We start from the raw sequence: 21,368 nt of genomic DNA on the forward strand, positions 1-21,368 counted from the left end.
ATCAATGAAGTTCCTGTTCGAGTAACTGAACCCAGTCCGCTTCCAGTGGTGACATCTCGGCCGGCGGCAGGTGCCGCGAGAACCAGTCCCCACCCCCCATCGTCAACCGTTGAGCGTACTCATCGACCAGACCCCGGATACGGTCGACTCGAGCGGTCTCATCATCGAGATATCCGTGAAGCACACCGTTATAACAAAGCGCCACGCACCGAATTCCACCCTGACCGGCGATTTCTCTGGTCATCGCCAGCAGGCTTTCCGGAGACGTCTTGAAGACAAAATCAGGAAGCCCATCGGTCGGTAACTCCCTTCCCGCTTCTGGCTGATACACCAGTTCGTGAGCCCGCGCGAATGACGAAACAAAGTCATCGATCAGAGCGCTTTCTGACACCGGACTATTCACCACGATCCGCAGGTGGCCCGAGTCCTCCGGTGACTCGATGATGTAGTCGATCGAGTCCAGCCAGTGCATCCAGCAGGTCTGCAACAGGTCCGCCGCCGCTTGCAAGACATCAGTTGATTCACCGAATAACCCATAGACACGAGTCACCCCGCAATCGGGACGCAGTCGCACCACATAGTCGGTCGGTTCACCAAAGCGACCGTTTGTGGAGAGCAGAAACCGGAACAGGTCATAGCCCGTCGTCGTCTTCACGACGCGTTCCCCCACCCGAACCGCCTTTCCGCTCGGGAACCGCCAGTTCATTCCAATGATGTTGTCACAATAGGGACCAAACCGTGACGAGGCGGGTGCAAACCCTGTGGCGTTCACCTGCTCACGCAGCGTGGCGTTCGGATCAAGAATCAGCGGAAAACGGAGCCGACTGGGGGATGCCTTCGCCTTGATCTCAGCCAGCTTCGCATCGGCACTCAAGCAAACAACACCATCGATTTCATCCAGGAAATGCGTGAAGCAGCGAGATCCCGTCGTGGCAGCGTTTTCGTAGATTTCCTCCTGCGGAGCGTCATGAGCCAGGTCCGCACTTCCGCTTGAAGTGCCATTGGCCGGAGCAGTTCCGTTGGTCTCTTCAAACCGGCGACCCGCGAACACCTTCAGCGGATTCAACTGATGTCGGGGGTTGAAGATCGCCGGAATCGCCAGTTGCACCCGCGTCATGTCTGCGCCGAACACCAGCGGCATATACGCGGTCTTGTCATTGCCGATTCCATGTTCACCGGAAAGCGTACCTCCGACTTCCACGACCCGCTGCATCAGCCGCTTTCCAATCAGCTCGACTTTTTCCAGCTCCCCCGGCTTGCGGGAATCAAACAGAAAATTCGGATGCAGATTGCCATCGCCCGCGTGGAAGACATTCACTGCGCGGATCCCCGCCGCATCCGCTTCGTCATAGACCAATTGCAGCAGCTCCGCGAGAGCCCGTTTGGGAATCACCGCATCCTGGACGACGAAATCAGCACTCAGTTGGCCCATCAGGCCACCAGCGGCCTTACGTGCCTTCCACAGCTTCTTACGCTGTTCGTCATCATCGCTGAAGACCACATCCTGGGACCCCGCCTCTCGCAAGATCTGTGCGACGGCTTCCACTCGTGCGTCGACCAGTTCCGGCGGTCCGTCAATCTCGGATAACAGCATGAACGAGTTCTTCGGTAACCCAACGGCCATCGGACTGTTCTCAACCATCTCGACACAGCGAGGGTCCATCAGTTCGATCGCGACCGGAAACGAGGAATGAGCGACCAAGGCGTGAATCGCCCGCTCGGCCGTAATCAGGTCCGGGTAAGTGGCTCGGAACGTCCAGACCTTGTCAGGGCGGGGCAGCAGCCGCAGCCAGAAACGGGTGAAGGCTGCGAGCGTTCCTTCCGAACCGACCATGAATCGCTTCCAGTCCTCTCGCCAGTCGCCTCGTCCACCGGCCGGTCCGCCAAATCGGTGAACGGAACCGTCCAGTAGAATCGCTTCCACCCCCAGCACATAGTTACTAGTCACGCCGTAGCGGAAACAATGCGCCCCCCCAGCGTTCATGGCGATGTTCCCCCCCAGTGTGCAAACTGGCCCACTGGATGGATCGGGCGGATAGAAAATTCCGTACGGCTTCAGAACTTCGTCGAGCTGATTCAGAATGACGCCACATTCCACTTCGCACCACAGACCCGACTTGCAGATGTGCCGGACACTTCTGAGACCGGACGTATGGACAACGACGCCCCCCTGAGCAGCAACGGGGCCACCTGACAGCGATGTCCCGGCCCCCCGGAGACAAATCGGCACCCCAAGTTGCCGTGCACTGGCGAGGACGCGGATCATGTCGTCCGCATCTGTGGGAATCACCACCGCATCGGGACGAAAGGTTTTGTAACCGAGCCCATCGGCATCATAACCCGCCAGTTGAGCCGGTGAGGTAAGGACCCGGCCCCGAACCGACGATTTCTTCAACAGACTTTCCAGCCGATGTGACTTCATGGCAGCGGTCTTTAAGCACGAACGGGGATCAGCAGAGCGACTTCAACGATGTATCGGCAATTGCTTGTGGGAGAGTGACGCATTTGTAGAGACTCACCGCAACCCAGCACAAGGTTGATGGAGATTGCATTTGGGAACTCGGCTGATGACAATTCCAGAAGTTCTGTTGTTTGTGCCCCGCTCGGACATGCTTTAACAGGGCATGACAACGGACTGCCGGATGGCTCTTTTTACTGAAATTTGGACGAATCGCCGCCGCGCCAAACAACAGATATCATAATCATCGCACCTCCAATTGAGTTTGAGTTAGAGTCATTCAACATGGGTTTGCCTCAACGATCCGGAATGCTGACGTCCTCCGAATACTTGGAAATTGAGCGGCAGGCCCCGTTTCGAAGTGAATTCTTTCGTGGCGAAATGTTCGCGATGGCGGGAGGTTCCGCCCGACATAGTCGAATCAAGACAAACCTGCTGAGTCTATTGAATAACCGTCTGAAGGGTCAGCCCTGCGTGACGTACGACAACGACCTCCGGATGATGTGCCCCACCGGCCTCTACACCTACCCCGACGCAAGCGTCATCTGCGGTGATCTGACATTTGACGACGACCGCGAGGATACTGCCCTGAATCCCACGGTGTTGCTGGAGGTCTTGTCGAAAAGTACAGAGGCCTACGACCGGGGAAAGAAATTTGACCACTACAGAACGATCCCGACTCTTCAAGAATATGTGCTCGTTTCCCAGGACGAGCCGATGGTCCAGACGTTCTTTCGGAATGAAGACAACACCTGGACGCTGACCACGGTCTCTGGACTCGACCAGGTCGCGGAGCTTCGCTCGATCGGTGTCGGCTTGCCCCTGGGTGATGTGTACGACCGGGTCAATTTCACTGCCGAAGTGACGGAATCCAGCGAGGGTGATCGGCGCCCAGGTCCTCGATTCCCTTTGTAATCTGCCGCGGATTGGCGCCGTCGCGGTCCATCACCCAGATGGAAGGAACGTCCCCCGTTGCCGCGCGGCAGAACACGATCTGTTGCCCATCGGGCGATTCACTGGCTCGAAAATCCCAGACCGATTCTTTACCAGGCGTCAGTTCCGTGATCGAACCGTCGTGCGGGTTGAGCTTGCAGATCTGGGTTCCTCCTTGAGCCTGGTCTGGCAGAAAATCCCGGTTGAAGTGGTCCAGATCAGGCTTTCCGATCCGATACTGCCAGGGAACCTTTGCATCGGCCGTCCGACGGGGAAACAGGATCTGCCCGTCACGTGTCCAGGAAGGGACATTCGATCCCCCGCCGCGGACCTTCTCATTTCCATACGTCGCCGCGAACCACATCGACTGCCCGGAGGTCAGCACGCGATGCTCCGAACCATCCGGACGACCAATGCAGACATCCGCCCAGTCATGGCCGGGATCGCTTTGGTAGTGGCAATCGACGTAGAGGACCCAGTCCCCCTGCGGTGACCACTGTGTCCCGAAATAAAGGTGTCCTGCCTGAGCCGCCACGCGGACGCGGTTGCCTCCGTCAACGTCGCTTGTCCAGATCTGGTATCCTTCGGGGCTGGCCAGATGAAAGGCCACTCGTTGCCCGTCAGGGCTCAGGCTGAGCCCGTAAGGCAGCCCCTCACCGGCCTTGGTAAATTCTTTCGGGTCACTCCCATCCAATCGGACGCTGTAGATCTGACCGACCTTATTCTTCACCACCTGAATCAATAATCGGTCGTCCGAGAGCAGTAGCGCGGGCGTGCGGAAGGGGGCCTGTTGATCCTTGGTACAGATTTCCTCAAGGGATTCCGTGATCAAATCATATTGCCACAGGTGCGTCGGAGTCTGAGTGTAGTATTCTTCGAACGGTCGCCCCGGCCCATCCCGGCGCGGCTCCATACTCAGGATGACCACACGCCGCCCATCCCGAAACGTCTCTCCGGGTTGCCAGGTCGCCTGTCCCGGTGCGTCGAAGCGAAGATACGTGAGCGCCGTCCCATCCGAGGTCGCAAGTCCGGTCCGCCCCTGAGAAGTGAAAAAGAAGCGGCTCGCCGCTGTCTTGGACGGTTCCTCGGCACCCCAGGCGAAGTGACGGGAGCCGGTCCCACCGCACATGATCAAGGTCGACCACAGACAGGCGTGCAATGTCAGTCTCATCCGAAGTTGACGCGCTGCCAGACAACGGTTTCGCATGGTGCCCCTCAACTCCTGAAATCAAACGTGGTTCGAGTATCTCGCTTGACCATCTCCAGTCTGCCATCAACGCCATCATTCCGAAATAGCAGGCCTGAGAATCGCCGGTTCCCTGGAAACGCCACCCCAACCGTGCGAAACGAGACCTCTGTCGAGCAGCCCCCTCTAACCACCAAATTCCCTCAAACCGATACCTCCCTCACTCATCGTGCCCACACACACCTTCCCGATCGGGAAAGGGAAAACACCTTCTTACGCGACTTCACCGAATCAAACTTCCGAACAACGCCAAAGAGGCGTACAATCAAACAGATTTCGATGCGTCTGAACTTTCTGGTGGGAGTGGTCATGCGATTTCTGGGCTTGGGTCTTCTGGCCGCGATTGTCGGGATCGGAATGATCAACTCGGCCGTCGCCGACGATGCGGCCGATGCGACGTTTTTTGAAACCAGGGTTCGCCCGCTGCTTCATGCGAAATGCATTGAATGTCACGGTAGCGACAAACCCAAAGCGGGACTCAGCCTGACTTCTCGGGAAGAAATTCTTCAGGGGGGTGAAAGTGGTCCTGCGGCGATCAGCGGGAAACCAGAAGAATCCCTCCTCGTCGACGTCATCGGCTACCGCAACGTGGTCCAGATGCCCCCCAAGTCAAAGTTGCCCGATTCCGATATTCTCATCCTGACGGATTGGATCCGTCGCGGCCTCCCCTGGCCGAATTCCAAGCCAGCCACACCCGCTCCTGCCGCAGCGACCATCACCGAATTCACCGACGAACAAAAAGCATTCTGGGCTTTTCAGCCCGTGCAACGGGTTTCGCCCCCCGCCGTTCAGAATCATGCCTGGGTCCGGTCTCCCATCGATCACTTCCTGTTGGCAGAACGCGAAAGCAAAGGGCTGCCGACATCCCCTGAAGCGAGCAAGCGGACACTGGTTCGCCGTTTAACGATCGATCTGATTGGCCTGCTGCCGACACCGCACGAGGTCGCCGACTTTGTCAGCGACGAATCTCCGGATGCACTGGAAAGACTGGTCGACCGGTTGCTCGCTTCTCCTCACTATGGCGAACGCTGGGGCCGACGCTGGCTGGACGTTGCCCGCTATGCAGACTCCAACGGAATGGATGAGAACCTGGCCTACGCCAACGCCTATCGCTACCGGGACTACGTGGTGAAGTCGATGCGAGAGGACAAGCCGTACGATCGGTTCCTGACGGAACAGATCGCCGGGGACCTGCTTCCTTCACCGTATGCGAATTCGACCGAAGCTCATCTCCCCCCCGAGGCCTTCGACGGGTTGATCGCGACCGGCTTTCTGTGCCTGGGTCCGAAGATGCTCGCCGAAGACGACCCGGTCAAAATGCAGATGGACATCATCGACGAACAGGTCGATACCATCGCCCGGGCGGTGATGGGACTGACAATGGGCTGTGCACGCTGTCACGACCACAAATTCGATCCTCTCTCCACCGAAGACTATTACGGTCTGGCGGGTGTCTTTAAGAGCACGCAGACGATGGACACCTTCACCGTCGTGGCCCGCTGGCACGAACGTCCGATGGCGTCACCCCTCGAACTGCAGCAGCGGGATTCGCTGGAACAACTCGCCAAAGTCCAGAAGGAGACGGTCGAGAAACTTGTGCGTGATTCGACAGCAGCGGCCATTGAATCCGCGAGAAAACAGTCGGGCTCGTATCTGCTCGCCGCCACCCGTGAAACGCAGCTTGCAGAGTTACTGAGCACCGCCAAGCCACGGGGAGTCGAACCGCACCCGCAACAAATTCCCGGTGCAATTTTCCGCGAAGCAGAAGATTTCGATCGCGGTAATGTGATCAAGGATAAAGAGACCTACGGCAAAGAGATTGGGGTCCTGGTCAACCGGGGAGAGACTCCGAATTTCGTCGAATACGACATCAACGTCGAAACCGCAGGGACTTACCAGTTCGAGTTGCGTTACGCCGCGGTCACTGAGCGTACCGTAAAGACGTACGTCAATCAGCGACTCGTCAAGAAGAATGCGGCATCGAAGGTGACCGGGTCGTGGACCCCGGACAGTCAGACCTGGTTCGTGGAATGCTATGTCACCCTGAACGCCGGCAAGAACCTGATCCGGTTAGAACAGCCCAATTTCTTCCCTCACATCGACAAGCTGCTGCTGACCCCTGTCGCACCGGAACAACTCAAATCCCCCGCATTTTTACCCGACGTCAGCGAAGGGGGACGTGAGACATTCGAGCCCCTGGGGACGTTGACGCAACAATGGGCTGAGGCGATCAGAGTCGCAAAGGCTGATCCCCAGTCGATCCTGACCGCATGGAACCAGTTTGTCACAACGGGCCAGCTCACCGTCGACCCCTCCGCCCCCGAAAATGGGATCGCCCGACTGCTGGGCGAGAGCCAGCCAACGTCGCTGGCTGACCTCGCACAGCGTTATGACCAGCTCTTCGAGGCAACTCGAGCGGCATGGATCGACCTCCAGAAAAGGGAGACTGCGACAGAATCGAAGTCACTTGAGGACCCGGTCCTGAATGCCGCCCATCAGTTGCTGACAAACCCGGAAGGCCCCTTCCGCACTCCGCCCGACATCGAAGCCGCATTCTCCGCGGAAACGCAGGAGAAACTGAAGATGGAGCGAGCCGAACTGGCAGGCCGTGAGGCTGCCATCCCCAAGTTCCCCGAGGTGATGGCCGTTGTCGACAGTACTCCCGAAAATCTGAAAATCCATCTTCGCGGCAGCCATTTGACTCTGGGCCGCCAGGTGCCGCGCCAACTTCCCAAAATTCTGACCGACTCCATGGCGCGACTGGGAATTGCCACGCACGAACTGCAGGAAGGGAGTGGGCGGCTGGAACTCGCGCAGTGGTTGACCAGTCCACAGCATCCGCTCACGTCGCGCGTGATGACCAACCGGATCTGGCAATGGCACTTCGGACAGGGACTCGTCCGATCCCCCGACAACTTCGGCCGTCTCGGTGAACGGCCGAGTCACCCCGAACTGCTGGATTGGCTGGCGAGCGAGTTTTCCGGCGCATATCCGTCAGGGCAGGACAGTCCACGCAACTGGAGTCTGAAAGCCTTTCACCGGGCGTTAACCGCCACATCGACCTATCGACAGAACACCGACTATGATGCGGCCGCGGCGCTGGCTGATCCTGATAATAAGCTGCTGTGGCGTTTTCATCGCCAGAGGATGGATGTCGAGGTCTTGCGGGATTCCCTGCTCGCCCTCAGCGGCCAACTGGATGAAAGACAGGGTGGTACTCTGCTGACGACGCCTAACCGCAACTACGTCACCAGTACCGCTAACGTGAATCCGGCGCTCTACAACAGCAATCGTCGTTCGATCTACCTGCCCGTCGTCAGGTCCGCTCTGTACGAAGTTTTTACGGCGTTTGACTTTGCAGACCCCAGCACGTTGGCAGGCCAGCGGGATCAGACGACCGTCGCACCACAGGCACTCTTTATGATGAATAGTGCGTTCGTGCTCGATCAGGTTCAACCTCTCGCACAGCAACTGCTCGCGCATAGTGAACTTGATCATGCCGCGCGCACGAAAGAGTTGTATCAGCGGGCTTATGGACGCGATCCGTCCGAAACCGAAGTCACTCGTGCCGCCAGTTACCTGCAGCGATTGCGGGCTTCGCTGGCGGAGGCAGGGGTCTCCGAGAGTGAGACCGAAACGCGGGCGTGGGTCAGTCTCTGCCGCGCCGTCCTGTCGGCCAACGAATTCGTCTACGTGGAGTAATCGGAACCAATGCCTCAAAAACCCTGCTACTCGTTTACGCCTGTGTTCAATCGTCGTGATCTGCTCAAGATGAGCGCGGCGGGCTTTGGCAGTCTGGCATTGGCCGGCCTGACTTCGGAGGAAGTCCGTGCCGACGCAGCCCGGTCCAAAGTCAGTCCGCTGGCCGCCAAACCGGCTCAGTTCGAGCCCAAGGCAAAGCGGGTCATTTTCCTGTTCATGCACGGAGGACCTTCCCAGGTCGATACGTTCGACTACAAACCGCTGCTCGAACGGGATCACGGGAAGCCGCTGCCGTTCTCCAAGCCACGCGTCTTTTCGGCACCCACGGGAAACCTGCTGAAATCTCCCTTTCAGTTCAAGCAGTATGGCGAGAGCGGGGCCTGGGTCAGCGACATTTTTCCGCATGTCGCCAAACAGGTCGACGATCTGTGCATCATTAACGGAATGCACGGTTCCAACTCCCGGCATGGGGGTGCACTGCTGGAACTGCATACCGGCAGCGACACCTTTGTCCGCCCCAGCATGGGTTCGTGGATCACGTATGGACTGGGAACCGAGAACCAGGACCTGCCGGGCTTTATCACGATGTGTCCCACGCTGACGCACGGAGGGGTGAACGCCTACAGTTCGGCCTTCCTGCCGGCAATCTACTCAGGGACCCCGCTGGGAAACGCGAGCATCCCCTCCGACCAGGCCAAGATTCCGTTCATCGAAAATGCCGAAAAGCAGTCGCGGCATCTGCAACGAATGGAACTCGATCTCTTGCGCGAAATGAACTCCGATCAGCTCGCCCTGACCGGCCCGGACAACGTGCTGGAGAGCCGGATTGAGTCGTTTGAACTCGCTTTCCGCATGCAGTCGGCGGCCCCGGAACTTCAGAACATCGGTGACGAGACAGAAGCGACGCAAAAGCTTTATGGTCTTGATCAACCGGCCACCCGTAACTTTGGCCGGCAGTGCCTGATGGCCCGCCGGTTCATCGAACGAGGGGTCCGGTTTGTGCAATGCACCCATAGCTACAAGTGGGACCAGCACGGCAATCTCAAGGCAGATCACTCCAAGAACGCGATGGAGGTTGACCAGCCCATCGCGGCTCTGCTGATCGATCTGAAAGCCCGCGGCCTGCTGGAGGATACCCTGATTCTGTGGGGCGGCGAGTTTGGTCGGACACCTGTCGCCCAGGGGGACGACGGTCGTGACCACAACCCGCAGGGTTACACGATGTGGCTGGCGGGTGCCGGAGTCAAACCGGGGATCCGTTACGGCAAAACCGATGACTACGGGTATTATGCAGTCGAAGACAAAGTCCACCTGCACGACCTGCACGCGACGATGCTACACCTGCTGGGTCTCGACCATCTGAAGCTGACCTACAAGTACGCAGGTCGGGATTTCCGTCTGACCGACGTGCATGGTGAGATCATTCACGACATCCTTGCGTGACGCGCTCTCGACTGTCCGACAACGCCGCTCCTGCTCCATGACCCACAAATCGAGCAGGGGTGGTGCGTTGACGCGTTTCAGGATCGGTTTCCAGAGGAGGGCCGACCTGAACGAAGGATCGCAAGGGGGGATCGACGTGCTGCACAGAGATTCCCGCTATGCGTACGATTCCGCTCTGTTCACGGAATGTTAAGATAGTCGCTCCTGACCGCATGCGTGACAGCGTTCTCTGGAATGACCTTACTTCATTCCGTGAGTGGCAGCGCGGCTCGGAATGGATCCCCTTTTATTTCGGAATGGAGTCGGAAGCATGAAAAGTGTCTGGAGGTTTTATCTTCTCTCGGCGATCGTCCTGGCCACAGCATTCGCAGCGGAAAAAGATCCGGCCGTCGAGCCGTTTCAGGGTCGCTGGGAAGTGATCGAGCTGATCGAGAATGGACACGTGATCCCTCATCATTCCATCCGGGAATGGCTTCCCTCCGGTGGCAAGATCGAGATCATCGACAACGCCATCACTTACACCAGCAGTCACGACGGTAAGAAGCATGCACGCGTCTTCGCCGTCGATGGAACACAAAATCCCAAAGGTTTCGATCTTGTCAGCCGTGACAGAAAGGAAGCATCTGGGATCGTCAAATTCGAAGATGGCAATCTGGTCGTCTGCATTTCCGACCCCGAAGACGGACCGCGTCCGAGTGACTTTTCGGCCAAGATTGATTCGAAACGGATGTTGATGACGCTACGGCGAATCCCCGACGCCAACTCGAAAGAAATCCACGAAGAGTCTCCCACGACCCCATCGGCGACACTCAAGGCAGGTCAGGTACTCACCGATGCCGAAGTTTCCAAGATGCTCCCCGGCACCTGGCGGTTCCAGGATGAAGCGGGCGTGCTGGTGATCAAAATGACGAGCGATGGCAAATGGTCATCGACACGGGAGGTCCAACAGCTTCGCGTGTTCCGACGAGTCTTCGTCGAGACCCCCATCTCCAGTGGGCACTGGTCCGTTAAGAACGGGACTCTCAACTTCCACTGCACCGCTTCGATTCACCTCAGCCGCATTAATAAGACGCTTCCCTTCACAATCCGGTCCATCTCCGAAAAAGACCTGATCTTTGTCGACTACATGGGTCGCGTCGGCAAAGCCGTTAAGGCTCTCTGACACAAATCCAGCGCAAAGCCACGCACCGGCCCCGCGAACGTGGGGCCGCCGGCCGGAGCGAGCCTTGAGTCTCGACCGACCAGCTTCGCACGCGCTGATTTAGTATGCTCGCAAAAGAAACAACTCCCGCGCAGCTCACTAGCATCAGCCGTCCGGGAAACTAGTCAGTTAGTTCCCCCTTACCCCCGCAAGACGGCACCATTTCCTTAATCTTCCTTAGGAATCACGATCTCGCACGAATGCCGTCTGGCAGATCGCCGATCCTTGCAGTACTTTGTCTTTAGAGCGTCGATCAGTCGGGCTCCCGTCAAGCGCGGGCTGAGGACCGGCGCTTCACCGGGCCGGTAGAATAGTTGCACCTGTTACGAGACCCCACCGCAAGGCTGTGCGAGAGAACTCAATCATGGAACAACCGACGTGATACTTTTCGCGACCAGCCGATGTTAGTCCGCTGGTCTCCGAAACAGCCACACCGGGCTTATACGTGAATGTTGTCTCCGCAGAGCATCCCATCGTCCGTGGACGAAGCGAACTATGACACTGCAACCCACCTCCATTGAGCGCACCACGATCGCCTTAGCACTCGTCTTCGTCGCTATGGCGCAGGTCATGCTTTCTGCCGTGGCGCCAAGAAGCTGTGCCTCGTTCTCGCCTTCGGGACTGCACCCTCTTTCCATCAGCAGCCGCGCCGACTCGACTACCCATCGAGATTCCATCCCCTTGCCGGGGGAGGCTGCTCCGGTCACACCCACGGATGATATTGATCTTGAAGAGGGCAACTCTCACTTCATCGATCGCTCAGTGACTCTCCTGCTTCTCTCGCCCATTGAGTCCCTCCGTGCAACGGATGCGCTGACTTACCCTTCCGATCTGGCATGGTTTCGAGACCACGCCGAACTCACCTACGGCTAGTCACCCTCTCCCGCCAGCCTGAAATTTCCAAACGGATGGAGCACCTCTTGTGCGAGGTCCCCTCACGGACTGGGTCGTACAACGTACCGTGCAGTACTCCAAGGTCTACTCTCGACGGTGTCGCTCATGCTTTGCTGAGCCAGCGAGTACTCTCGCGATGAGAGTCATCCGAGACAGGTCTGCACCGAGTCAGTCACTCATGTGGGCTGAGGTGCTAAGTCATGGCATTACATTCGCATTGCGATTTCTCGCAATCCCCCTTGAATTACTTTCGCCTTCAAAATTACAGGAACGATAACCACTATGAACATTCTTCACTTCGTCAGGAACCGCCCTATTATCACGCTGCTGCTCGCCGCTGGAATCCTGGTTGCCGGTGGGATGGGACTGTCGGCGTCCGGTGTAGAACTGAAGTCTGTCGTCGACACGGCAAGCCTGCATGCGCTGAGCGAACGCGTTGAGTCACTCTTCCAGAAGCACGAGGAAGAGCATCACGAGGAAACGCACCGAATCGTCGCCACGACCCCTCAATCGACGAGTGTCACGATCACCCAGCAGTACGTCTGCCAGATTCACTCACAGCGTCACATCCAGGTCCGAGCACTTGAACGAGGCTATCTGGAGGCGATTCCTGTGAAGGAAGGTCAGACCGTGAAGGCGGGAGACCTGATGTTCACGGTAATGCCGGTTCTGTATCAGGCCCGACTGGAAGCTGAACTGGCGGAAGCACATCTGGCACAACTGGAGTACAACTTCAGCAAGAAACTGTTCGAAGACAAGGTCGTTTCGCAAAATGAAGTCGCCCTGAATCTTGCGAAAGTCAAAAAGACCGAAGCCAAGGTGAAACAAGCGCAGGCGGAACTCAACTTTGCGACGGTGAAGGCCCCCTTTGACGGAATCGTGGATCGGTTACAGCACCAGCAGGGAAGTCTTGTCGAAGAGGGAGAATGTCTGACGACGTTGTCGGACAACAGCGTGATGTGGGTGTACTTCAACGTTCCCGAAGCCCGCTACCTGGAATACATGGCCGAGCTGCGACAGAACCAGGACGATTTGCAGGTCGAGCTGGTTCTGGCTGACGGCAGCAAGTTTCCTCAAGTAGGCCGAATCGGCGCCATTGAGGCCGACTTCAATAACCAGACGGGAAATATTCCGTTTCGAGCCGACTTCCCGAATCCAGATCGCCTGCTAAGACATGGCCAGACGGGCAATATTTTGATCCACCGCGTTGTGACGGATGCGATCGTCATACCGCAGCGAGCCACCTTCGAAATCCTGAACAAGCGATATGTCTTTGTGGTCGATCAGGACGATGTGGCTCACCAGCGGGAAATCGCCATCGAGAATGAACTCGAAGATATCTTCGTCCTGAAGAAAGGGCTGAACGTCGACGAGAAAATCGTCCTGGAAGGGGTACGTCAGGTCCGCGATGGTGACAAGGTCGAATACGACGCGCTGCACTCTGACCAGGTCGTCGCCAATCTGAAGTATCACGCAGAGTGACCAGAACCGCGATATCGCTCCATTCGGACACTGCGTATCAGTTGAAAGACAAGGGGCCGTTCCCGGGCCGATCATCGACGGCCCGGGTGGGGATCGGTCGATCGTCCTGTGCCCCCGCCTCGCTTGCCACCTGCTCGTTTTCAGACAGGCTCAGGTCCTCCGCACATGACATGCGAGTGAGCGGGACCGAAAGCAGGCAGACCCGTATCGGCGAGCTTTGCGACTTCGTAACTAATACGCTGTATCTATGGAACAACTTGCGACGTGGATTGCGTTTTTCTGCTCACTGCTCTCAAGAATCATCAGCCCATCCAACCGGAAGCGCGTTGAATCATGTTCTCACAGTTCCTCCGCCGACCTGCCCTTGCGATCGTGATTTCGATCATCATTCTGTTCCTGGGAGGACTGTCGATCTCGACCCTTCCGATCTCGCAGTTTCCGTCGGTGGCTCCCCCCAGCGTGGTCGTCACGGTCGCCTATCCGGGGGCCAGTGCGGCCGTGCTGGTCGATTCGGTGCTGGTGATTCTGGAACAGGCCATCAACGGCGTACCGGACATGCGGTACATGGCTTCCGCCGCAACGAGTGCCGGTGAAGCGACGATCCAGATCGTGTTCGAACCCGGTACCGATCCTAACGTCGCTGTGCTGAATGTGCAGAATCGCATTCAGACCGTCAAAAACCGGCTCCCTCCGCTCGTCGAGCGTGAAGGGATCATCGTCATGCAGGCCATGACCAGTATGTTGATGTATGTCAACATTTACAGCACCGACCCCGGGCATGACCAGAACTTCCTGTACAACTACGCGTTCGTCAATCTCCTGCCGGAAATTAAGCGAGTCCGCGGTATCGGCAGCGCGACCATTCTCGGCAGCCGCCAGTACTCGATGCGAGTCTGGCTGAACCTTGATCGGATGCGTGCCTACAATCTGTCGGCCGATGATGTCATGAAGTCTCTGGCCGACCAGAGCATGATTGGTTCACCGGGTCGCCTGGGGCAGGCAACGGGCAAGACATCGCAAACCGTCGAGTACGTGCTGACATGGGTCGGCCGCTATAACAAGACGGAGCAGTATGAAAACATTATCCTGCGGGCGAATCCCGACGGTGAGGTTCTGCGACTGAAGGATATCGCCGAAGTTGAGCTGGGGCCGTCTTACTACAATATCTATTCGGATATCGACGGAAGACCTTCCGCAGCCATCGTTCTTAAACAGCTTCCCGGCACGAATGCCACGACGGTCATCGAAGAGGTCAAAAAACAACTCGAAGAGATCCAGGAGAAATCGTTTCCACCCGGCATGAAGTTCGAAGTCAGTTACGACGTTTCCAGCTTTCTTGAAGCGTCGATCGAACAGGTGCTGCATACGCTTTTAGAGGCCTTCGTCCTCGTCTCTCTGGTGGTGTTTCTGTTCCTGGGGGACTGGCGATCGACGCTCATTCCCACGATCGCGGTTCCCGTTTCATTGATTGGGACGTTCTTCTTTCTGCAGATCTTCGGCCTGTCGATCAATCTCATCACGCTGTTTGCCCTGGTGCTGGCGATCGGCGTGGTGGTCGATGACGCCATCGTGGTGGTCGAAGCCGTTCATGCCAAGATGCATGAAAAGCATCTCTCCCCTTATCTGGCGACAAAAGAAGTGGTCAACGAGATTAGTGGTGCCATCATTGCCATTACCTTCGTGATGACCGCCGTCTTCGTTCCCGTGACGTTTATGACAGGCCCGGTGGGAACCTTTTACCGGCAGTTCGGCATCACCATGGCGACCTCAATTGTCCTGTCGGGCGTGGTCGCGCTGACACTCACCCCGGTGCTGTGTGCGATGATTCTTAAACCTCACACCGGGGCTCCCAAGCGGCGCGGACCGCTGGGAATCCTGCTGCATCTATTTGATCGCGGTGTCGAGAAAGTGACGGGAGGATATGCCGCCTTCCTTCGTCCGATCGTGACCCGCAGGTTGCTCACATTGGGGGTGGTCGGGGGATTTGCGGTGGCCATTTATCTGGTCAATCGCCAGCTTCCCGCCGGATTCATCCCTCTGGAAGACCAGGGGATGATCTACGGCATCCTGCAGACGCCCCCCGGTTCGACGATTGAATACACCAACGCCAAAGCCCACGAACTTCTCGAGATCGCGAAGAAGATCGACGGCGTCAATTCTGTATCCTCACTCGCAGGTTATGAAGTGCTGACGGAAGGCCGTGGATCCAATGCAGGGACCTGTCTGATCAATTTGAAAAGCTGGTCACAACGGAAGCTCTCCTCCAAAGAGATCATTCGCGAGCTGGAACGGGAATGTAAGCAGATTTCTAACGTGAATCTGGAATTCTTCGAGCCCCCCGCCGTCCCGGGCTTCGGAGCGGCCGGTGGTTTCTCGGTTCGCGTGCTGGACATGACGAACTCAAATAACTACCAGGAACTGGGAGAGGTGAATGAGAAGTTCATGACAGCCCTCAAGGCACGAAAAGAGGTGAAGGGGATCTTCACCTTCTTCGCCAGCAACTATCCCCAGTATGAAGTGGTGATCAACAACGACATCGCCATGCAGAAAGGTGTCTCCATCGCCAAGGCCATGGATAATCTCTCGATTGTCGTGGGGAGTACCTGGGAACAGGGCTTCATTCTGTTCGGACAGTTCTACAAAGTCTTCGTGCAATCGATGCCCGAATTCCGGCGATACCCTGAAGATCTGGAGAATATGTTCGTCAAGAACGACCAGGGTGAGATGGTTCCGTACTCGGCCTTCATGACCATTAAGAAGCAGCAGGGCCTTAACGAAATCAACCGCTACAACCTCTATCCGTCGGCCGCCATTCAGGGAGCCCCCGCGCCAGGTTACAGCAGTGGCGAAGCCATTCAGGCGATTCAGGAAGTTGCCGCCCAGACGTTGCCCCGTGGCTATTCCATTGGCTGGGAAGGCCTCTCTTATGACGAGGCTCGCAAGGGGAATCTGGCGATCTACATTTTCCTGATCGTCGTGATCTTCGTGTACCTGGTTCTGGTGGGCCAGTATGAAAGCTTCATTCTGCCCCTCTCGGTAATCCTCTCGCTCCCCGTCGGAATCTTTGGGTCCTTTGCGTTGCTGCAGTACATGGGACTCGCCAACGACGTCTACGCTCAGATCGGTCTGGTCATGCTCGTCGGATTGCTGGGTAAGAACGCAATTCTGATCGTTGAGTTTGCCGTCCAGCGACACCATGAAGGCGTCAGCCTGAAAGAAGCGGCCATCGAAGGGGGGAAACTGCGTTTCCGCCCGATTCTGATGACATCCTTCGCGTTTATTGCGGGATTGATTCCACTGGTTCGCGCCACAGGTCCCGGCGCAATCGGCAACCGCACGATCGGCACGACGGCGGTAGGTGGGATGCTGGTCGGCACGATCATCGGTGTGCTGGTCATCCCAGGATTGTATTACCTGTTCGGTCAGATCACCGACAACAGCGGCAAGTTCATTCAGGACGAAGTGGATCACCCACTGACTGAGTCCGTGGAGTCACACGCCTCCTGACTCCGCAGTCGCGGTCCCCGATCGTCTCCGCATTTCCGGGGATCATGCTGATGAGAAAGCAGGCTTCCAACATCCCCTTGATTTCCGAAGCAGAACTTGTGAATTCGCATGAACCAGGAACAGGCAATTCGTGAACTGGAAGAGCGTTATCGCGAAGTTCGCCATTCATTGAATGAGCGACAGCGGCGGCTGTGGGCAGCCAATGAAGCTCTTCAGCGCGGCTGGGGTGGGATTTCCCTGGTGAGTAAAGTGCTGCGGATTTCCCCGAATACGATCAAACGGGGGATCGCCGAGATCCAGTCGGAAGCCATAGAAACGCCGTCGGAATCAGGTACTCGAATCCGGAAGCCCGGGGGAGGGAGGAAGCCTCAGCGGTCCGCCGCAAACCGACTCACTCCACCTGATACTCTCGCAGACGTTCGCGGAAACACGACTAATCAAGTTCCCACCTCTTCCAGTTCCGGAACTCGGAAGCAGGGGAGCCCTGGGAACTCCATCGACTGTTCGACCCGCAATGAATCTATTGGGGACGAGCCTTAGACTGGAGATCGATCGTCGAGGTGGTAGTGGCAAGCCCCCCTCGATGGGCATCGAATCTGAACCAAAGGCGCCCTACTGCGAGCGTCGTACTGCCAGCAATTACATTAAGGTTGAAGCCAAAGAACGGCAAACCTGCCTGCGGTGAGCTTTAGCGACACCCCAGTCGATGAACCTACGCTGAGCCTCGTCATAGTCGCCCCACCATCTTATTACATCTCCGTAACAATCAACCCTAGCCGCCCCGATTTCCATTAGCGGAAGGCCAACGCGACGATCAGCAACGATCGAACGTGCCGGGAGTTACTCCGTACTTAAGCCCCTGTAATCCCCGCGAAAGTGGTCGCCATCAACTTATTAATTTAGCTCGTTTTTTCCTCTCTTTGGCTTCTGCCGGTAATTCCGCCCGTCGATGAATTAATCAAGTTTCTCAATGTAATACTGAAAAGCGTCTTCGAGGATCGGACTGGCAGTTTCCGCCACAGTTGGAAACGACCACTCCGGAAAATTTTGCGACCGCAGGCTGAAGTTCATTTTGACAGAGTCGTCAGGCTGCACCACCCCTTCTCGCATTCTCCCGATAGCGGACGCGAAAGGGTCAGATTTAAGGCAACGTAGCGCTCAGTCACATGGTTCCCACTCAAGAGACCATCGCGCCGAGAACGGGCAAGACAGATCGACCGAGACGCGGCAACCCGATGGAATCTCACAGAGCATCAATTCATCAAGGATGAGATGGATGAGTCATTTTCTGAACGGCCACGACAGAAAGAGGCGACAACCCAACACGGTTCTCGCCTGGCTCTGCATCGTTCTCTTGGTCCTCCCTTCGTGTCGCATTCCCTGCCTGCGCGAGGCGGAACCGGGTCCTGACTTGCCAGACACTTTCAACGGACGCATCAGTGCCGAGAACTCGTCTCAAGTCTCGATCCCCGAATTCTTCAACGATCCGGTTCTGACCTGTCTGATCGAAGAGGCGCTCGTCGGGAACCAACAACTGAAAATCCTGGCCGAAGACATTCAGATTGCCAACAACGAGATTCTCGCACGGAAAGGGGCCTATTTTCCCTTCTTTAACATCGGTGCGGGAGCGGGGGTGATGAAGCCCAGCGTTTACACACCCCAAGGGGCCGTCGAAGATCAGTTGCAGTATCTTCCCGGTCAACACTTTCCTCGACCACTTCCCAACTTCCTGATTGCGACCGATCTCACGTGGCAGGTCGATATCTGGCGTCAATTGCGTAATGCCCGTGATGCCGCCGCCCTGCGTTATCTCGGCACCGCAGAAGGGCGGAACTACGTCGTCACTCGACTGGTCGCCGACGTGGCCGAAAACTACTACACCCTGATGGCCCTGGACAAGAAGCTGGAAAACCTCGACAGCATTATTCAGCTGCAAGAGAAAAGTCTCGATATCGCCAAGGCACTGAAGGAAGCGGCTCGTGTCACCGAGTTGCCCGTTCAGCGATTTATCGCCGAACTCCGCAAGAACCACAGCGAAAAGCTGATCATTCAGCAGGAAATCATCGAAGCCGAGAATCGGATCAACTTCGCTCTGGGACGATACCCGATGCCGGTGGAACGGCATTCGGATCGATTCATCGAACTGCACATGTCGCCGCTGAATGTCGGGGTACCGGTGCAGTTACTTTCAAACCGGCCCGATATCCGGCAGGCGGAACGCGACCTCGCGGCGGCGGGACTGGATGTGAAAGTTGCACGAGCCCGATTCTATCCGACACTTAACATCACGGGCACAGTCGGATTTGAAGCCTTCAATCCGAAATACCTGTTCTTCACACCCGAGTCGATCGTCGGCGGCGTCGCCGGCAGCCTGGTCGCGCCGTTGATCAACCGAGCCGCGATCAAGGCGGATTACATGAGCGCTAATGCACGGCAAATCCAGGCGCTGGTCAATTATCAGCGAACGACTCTGGACGCCTTCACGGAAGTCATCAATCGCGTCTCTAAGGTCGAGAACTACGGGAAGAGCATTGAAATCAAGAAGCAGCAACTGGAAGCTCTCGAAGAGTCCGTCGATGTCGCCGGACGCCTCTTCCAGAATGCCCGTACCGAGTATCTGGATGTCCTGTACGCACAGCGCGACCTGATGGACGCCCGCATGGTCCTGATCGAAACGAAACGGCAGCAAGTCTCAGCCGTGGTCAACACCTATCAGGCACTGGGTGGAGGAGGGGGTGGGCTGCCACCGGTCTTCGACTTTGCCCCGGTCGCCGTGCCGCCGTCGCTCATCGAACTCGATCCTGAAGACGAATCCATCGTTCCCCCCGAACCCGTGCCGGACGATGCGAAAGCGGGGGATTAAGTCGAGATCGCGTGCGAAACCACCGTGGTGAGCAGGTCGCGTGTCGTTCAGCGATGGGTTTCTCTGGGGGGAATCTCGACCGGAAACACGGCCCGTGTCCGCTTCTGATAGGGGAGTTGCCTGAAGTCGTGGGTGTGAATTGCCTTGGTATCCACGTTGAAAATGGATCCCGCAAATTTTCCGAAACTGGCCCGAAAATGTGCGGCTGATTTGACCGCGATGTACTTCATCGACGGACAATCAATTCCGAGAGACTTGGCAAAGGCGGGCCCCAGTGGCTGCTCATGCGCTGAAACGACTACGACAGAGACACCATCCTGCTGGAGCCAGGCCGAGCATCCCATGTTGCCGGTCAGCCCGGCATACATCGGACCATCATACGTAAAGTCCCCCGTCGAAACGGCCTTCACTGTGGCTGTCATTCTCACCGGGGGGCCTTGCAGCGGATCGGATTTTCCTCCGACATCCACGGTCATGACAGCCCCCACGCCAGCTACATGTGCCTGTTGTGCAACCTCGGGATCGACGATGTAGAGAATCAACGCGTCGGTCAGTTTGCGTTCCAGGAACGTGATCAGGACTTCCGTCGCATCACCCGGAGATCCCCCCCCTGTATTGTCCGCATGATCGGCCAGGACAATCGGGTAACGACCAATCTGTTCCCCCTCGGCGATGGCTTCACCCACTGATTTCATGGGATGATACCAGCGTTCCCGGTGCTCCCAGATCCATGTCCCCAGTTCATCCGCCACGGCCTTCGCCAGGGCCGGATCACTATCGGTCACCGCAATCACGCTTGCCCCGACATCCGGAACATCCGACCACGGAAAGCCCGTCGCGAGTGTCACGGCCAGAACGCCTTTGCGACGTTCCAGTTCGTGCACCCGCTCCATGACGTCTGTCATGGGAGGAAGAGCTGTGATCTGCGTCGGTGTATTCCAGAAGAGCGGTAACTGGTGGAGACTCATCGTCGGACAAATCTCCTTCCGAATCGTCCTCACCACGAGGTCTGCCATTTCGCGGCCCCGTTCCGCCATATCCACGTGCGGAAAGGTGTCGAAGCCGACGATCGCTGTCGCTGCCGCAACGCGACGAGGGGTATGGTTCGAATGAAGATCGAAAGTGACGCCGATCGGTCGTTCGTTACCAACGGCGCGACGAACCGCTTCAATGAAGTCGCCATCACCGTCATCGATTCCCTCGACAACCATCGCTCCGTGCAGATCGAGCAACACCCCGTCTACCGGGCCCCCTTCCATTTCGGCTGCACGCAGTCGATCGAGGAATTCCTGCTTGAGCGCCTCGTAGTCCTCGCGGACGATCAGTCCACTGGGATAGGCGAAGCCCCAGAGCAGCGGCACGATCTCAAAGCCATGAGTTTCGGCCGCCTCGATAAATCCCCCCGTGCAGATATTCGAACCCGTGAATCGCTGAATGACTTCGGGACCGCGAAAAAGCCCGAATCCCTCCGCGAAGTCGGCGATGCGGGTGGGAACTTTTGCGAACGAACTGGTTTCATGAGAAATTCCACCGACGGCAATTCGCATGGGAGGCCATTCTTTCCTGAAATGAAGTGGACGGAATGACTGCGAACTCTACGCTTGCCGGAACCTCGAATCAAATCGGTCGGGAGTAAAAC

12 protein-coding genes are annotated in these 21,368 nt (G+C 57.2%); 9 read left to right on the forward strand and 3 right to left on the reverse strand.

What is annotated here, in order from left to right:
- Position 1: 1 nt before the first annotated feature.
- Complete coding sequence (locus ACGY09_RS10805; protein WP_397571552.1) at positions 2 to 2,422, reverse strand: FAD-linked oxidase C-terminal domain-containing protein; 2,421 nt, start codon at positions 2,420 to 2,422, stop codon at positions 2 to 4.
- Between the two features lie 345 nt (positions 2,423 to 2,767).
- Here ACGY09_RS10805 and ACGY09_RS10810 point away from each other — a divergent pair, with 345 nt between their 5' ends.
- On the forward strand, positions 2,768 to 3,373 hold the full coding sequence (locus tag ACGY09_RS10810) for a Uma2 family endonuclease (RefSeq protein ID WP_373650235.1): 606 nt from the start codon (positions 2,768 to 2,770) through the stop codon (positions 3,371 to 3,373).
- Here the strand turns inward: ACGY09_RS10810 and ACGY09_RS10815 are convergent.
- On the reverse strand, positions 3,309 to 4,598 hold the full coding sequence (locus ACGY09_RS10815; RefSeq protein ID WP_373650234.1) for a serine/threonine protein kinase: 1,290 nt from the start codon (positions 4,596 to 4,598) through the stop codon (positions 3,309 to 3,311). The two genes, ACGY09_RS10810 and ACGY09_RS10815, sit on opposite strands and share 65 nt — an antisense overlap.
- Positions 4,599 to 4,916: 318 nt before the next feature.
- On the opposite strand from ACGY09_RS10815, the gene ACGY09_RS10820 reads away from it, so the two are divergent.
- The 8 genes from ACGY09_RS10820 (at position 4,917) to ACGY09_RS10855 (ending at position 19,729) form a co-directional block, all read left to right on the forward strand.
- Positions 4,917 to 8,339, forward strand: a complete 3,423-nt coding sequence (locus ACGY09_RS10820) for a DUF1553 domain-containing protein (protein ID WP_373650233.1) — start codon at positions 4,917 to 4,919, stop codon at positions 8,337 to 8,339.
- A gap of 9 nt (positions 8,340 to 8,348) precedes the next feature.
- Positions 8,349 to 9,782 (forward strand): DUF1501 domain-containing protein, encoded by a 1,434-nt coding sequence (locus tag ACGY09_RS10825; protein WP_397571553.1) that lies wholly within the window; start codon positions 8,349 to 8,351, stop codon positions 9,780 to 9,782.
- A gap of 310 nt (positions 9,783 to 10,092) precedes the next feature.
- Positions 10,093 to 10,944, forward strand: coding sequence for a TIGR03067 domain-containing protein (locus ACGY09_RS10830; RefSeq protein ID WP_373650231.1), 852 nt, complete (start codon positions 10,093 to 10,095; stop codon positions 10,942 to 10,944).
- A gap of 534 nt (positions 10,945 to 11,478) precedes the next feature.
- Complete coding sequence (locus ACGY09_RS10835; protein ID WP_397571554.1) at positions 11,479 to 11,856, forward strand: hypothetical protein; 378 nt, start codon at positions 11,479 to 11,481, stop codon at positions 11,854 to 11,856.
- A 303-nt stretch (positions 11,857 to 12,159) separates the two neighbouring features.
- Positions 12,160 to 13,359, forward strand: coding sequence for an efflux RND transporter periplasmic adaptor subunit (locus tag ACGY09_RS10840; RefSeq protein ID WP_397571555.1), 1,200 nt, complete (start codon positions 12,160 to 12,162; stop codon positions 13,357 to 13,359).
- A gap of 333 nt (positions 13,360 to 13,692) precedes the next feature.
- Positions 13,693 to 16,866 (forward strand): efflux RND transporter permease subunit, encoded by a 3,174-nt coding sequence (locus tag ACGY09_RS10845; RefSeq protein ID WP_397571556.1) that lies wholly within the window; start codon positions 13,693 to 13,695, stop codon positions 16,864 to 16,866.
- A 108-nt stretch (positions 16,867 to 16,974) separates the two neighbouring features.
- The gene (locus tag ACGY09_RS10850; RefSeq protein WP_397571557.1) at positions 16,975 to 17,406 is read left to right on the forward strand and encodes a hypothetical protein; all 432 of its coding nucleotides are present in this window, start codon (positions 16,975 to 16,977) and stop codon (positions 17,404 to 17,406) included.
- Between the two features lie 736 nt (positions 17,407 to 18,142).
- Entirely contained in the window at positions 18,143 to 19,729 is a 1,587-nt protein-coding gene (locus ACGY09_RS10855) for a TolC family protein (RefSeq protein WP_397571558.1), read from the forward strand.
- Between the two features lie 47 nt (positions 19,730 to 19,776).
- On the opposite strand, the gene ACGY09_RS10860 is transcribed toward ACGY09_RS10855, so the two are convergent.
- A complete protein-coding gene (locus tag ACGY09_RS10860) occupies positions 19,777 to 21,276 on the reverse strand; it encodes a M81 family metallopeptidase (protein WP_397571559.1) in 1,500 nt (499 codons plus the stop codon).
- Positions 21,277 to 21,368 lie beyond the last annotated feature (92 nt).

Source organism: Schlesneria sphaerica, assembly GCF_044336245.1.
Classification (GTDB): domain Bacteria; phylum Planctomycetota; class Planctomycetia; order Planctomycetales; family Planctomycetaceae; genus Schlesneria; species Schlesneria sphaerica.

Coding starts and splice junctions, on each gene's coding strand:
- ACGY09_RS10805 (WP_397571552.1), bottom strand. CDS start 2,422: ATGAAGTCACATCGGCTGGAAAGTCTGTTGAAGAAATCGTCGGTTCGG.
- ACGY09_RS10810 (WP_373650235.1), top strand. CDS start 2,768: ATGCTGACGTCCTCCGAATACTTGGAAATTGAGCGGCAGGCCCCGTTT.
- ACGY09_RS10815 (WP_373650234.1), bottom strand. CDS start 4,598: ATGCGAAACCGTTGTCTGGCAGCGCGTCAACTTCGGATGAGACTGACA.
- ACGY09_RS10820 (WP_373650233.1), top strand. CDS start 4,917: ATGCGTCTGAACTTTCTGGTGGGAGTGGTCATGCGATTTCTGGGCTTG.
- ACGY09_RS10825 (WP_397571553.1), top strand. CDS start 8,349: ATGCCTCAAAAACCCTGCTACTCGTTTACGCCTGTGTTCAATCGTCGT.
- ACGY09_RS10830 (WP_373650231.1), top strand. CDS start 10,093: ATGAAAAGTGTCTGGAGGTTTTATCTTCTCTCGGCGATCGTCCTGGCC.
- ACGY09_RS10835 (WP_397571554.1), top strand. CDS start 11,479: ATGACACTGCAACCCACCTCCATTGAGCGCACCACGATCGCCTTAGCA.
- ACGY09_RS10840 (WP_397571555.1), top strand. CDS start 12,160: ATGAACATTCTTCACTTCGTCAGGAACCGCCCTATTATCACGCTGCTG.
- ACGY09_RS10845 (WP_397571556.1), top strand. CDS start 13,693: ATGTTCTCACAGTTCCTCCGCCGACCTGCCCTTGCGATCGTGATTTCG.
- ACGY09_RS10850 (WP_397571557.1), top strand. CDS start 16,975: ATGAACCAGGAACAGGCAATTCGTGAACTGGAAGAGCGTTATCGCGAA.
- ACGY09_RS10855 (WP_397571558.1), top strand. CDS start 18,143: ATGAGTCATTTTCTGAACGGCCACGACAGAAAGAGGCGACAACCCAAC.
- ACGY09_RS10860 (WP_397571559.1), bottom strand. CDS start 21,276: ATGCGAATTGCCGTCGGTGGAATTTCTCATGAAACCAGTTCGTTCGCA.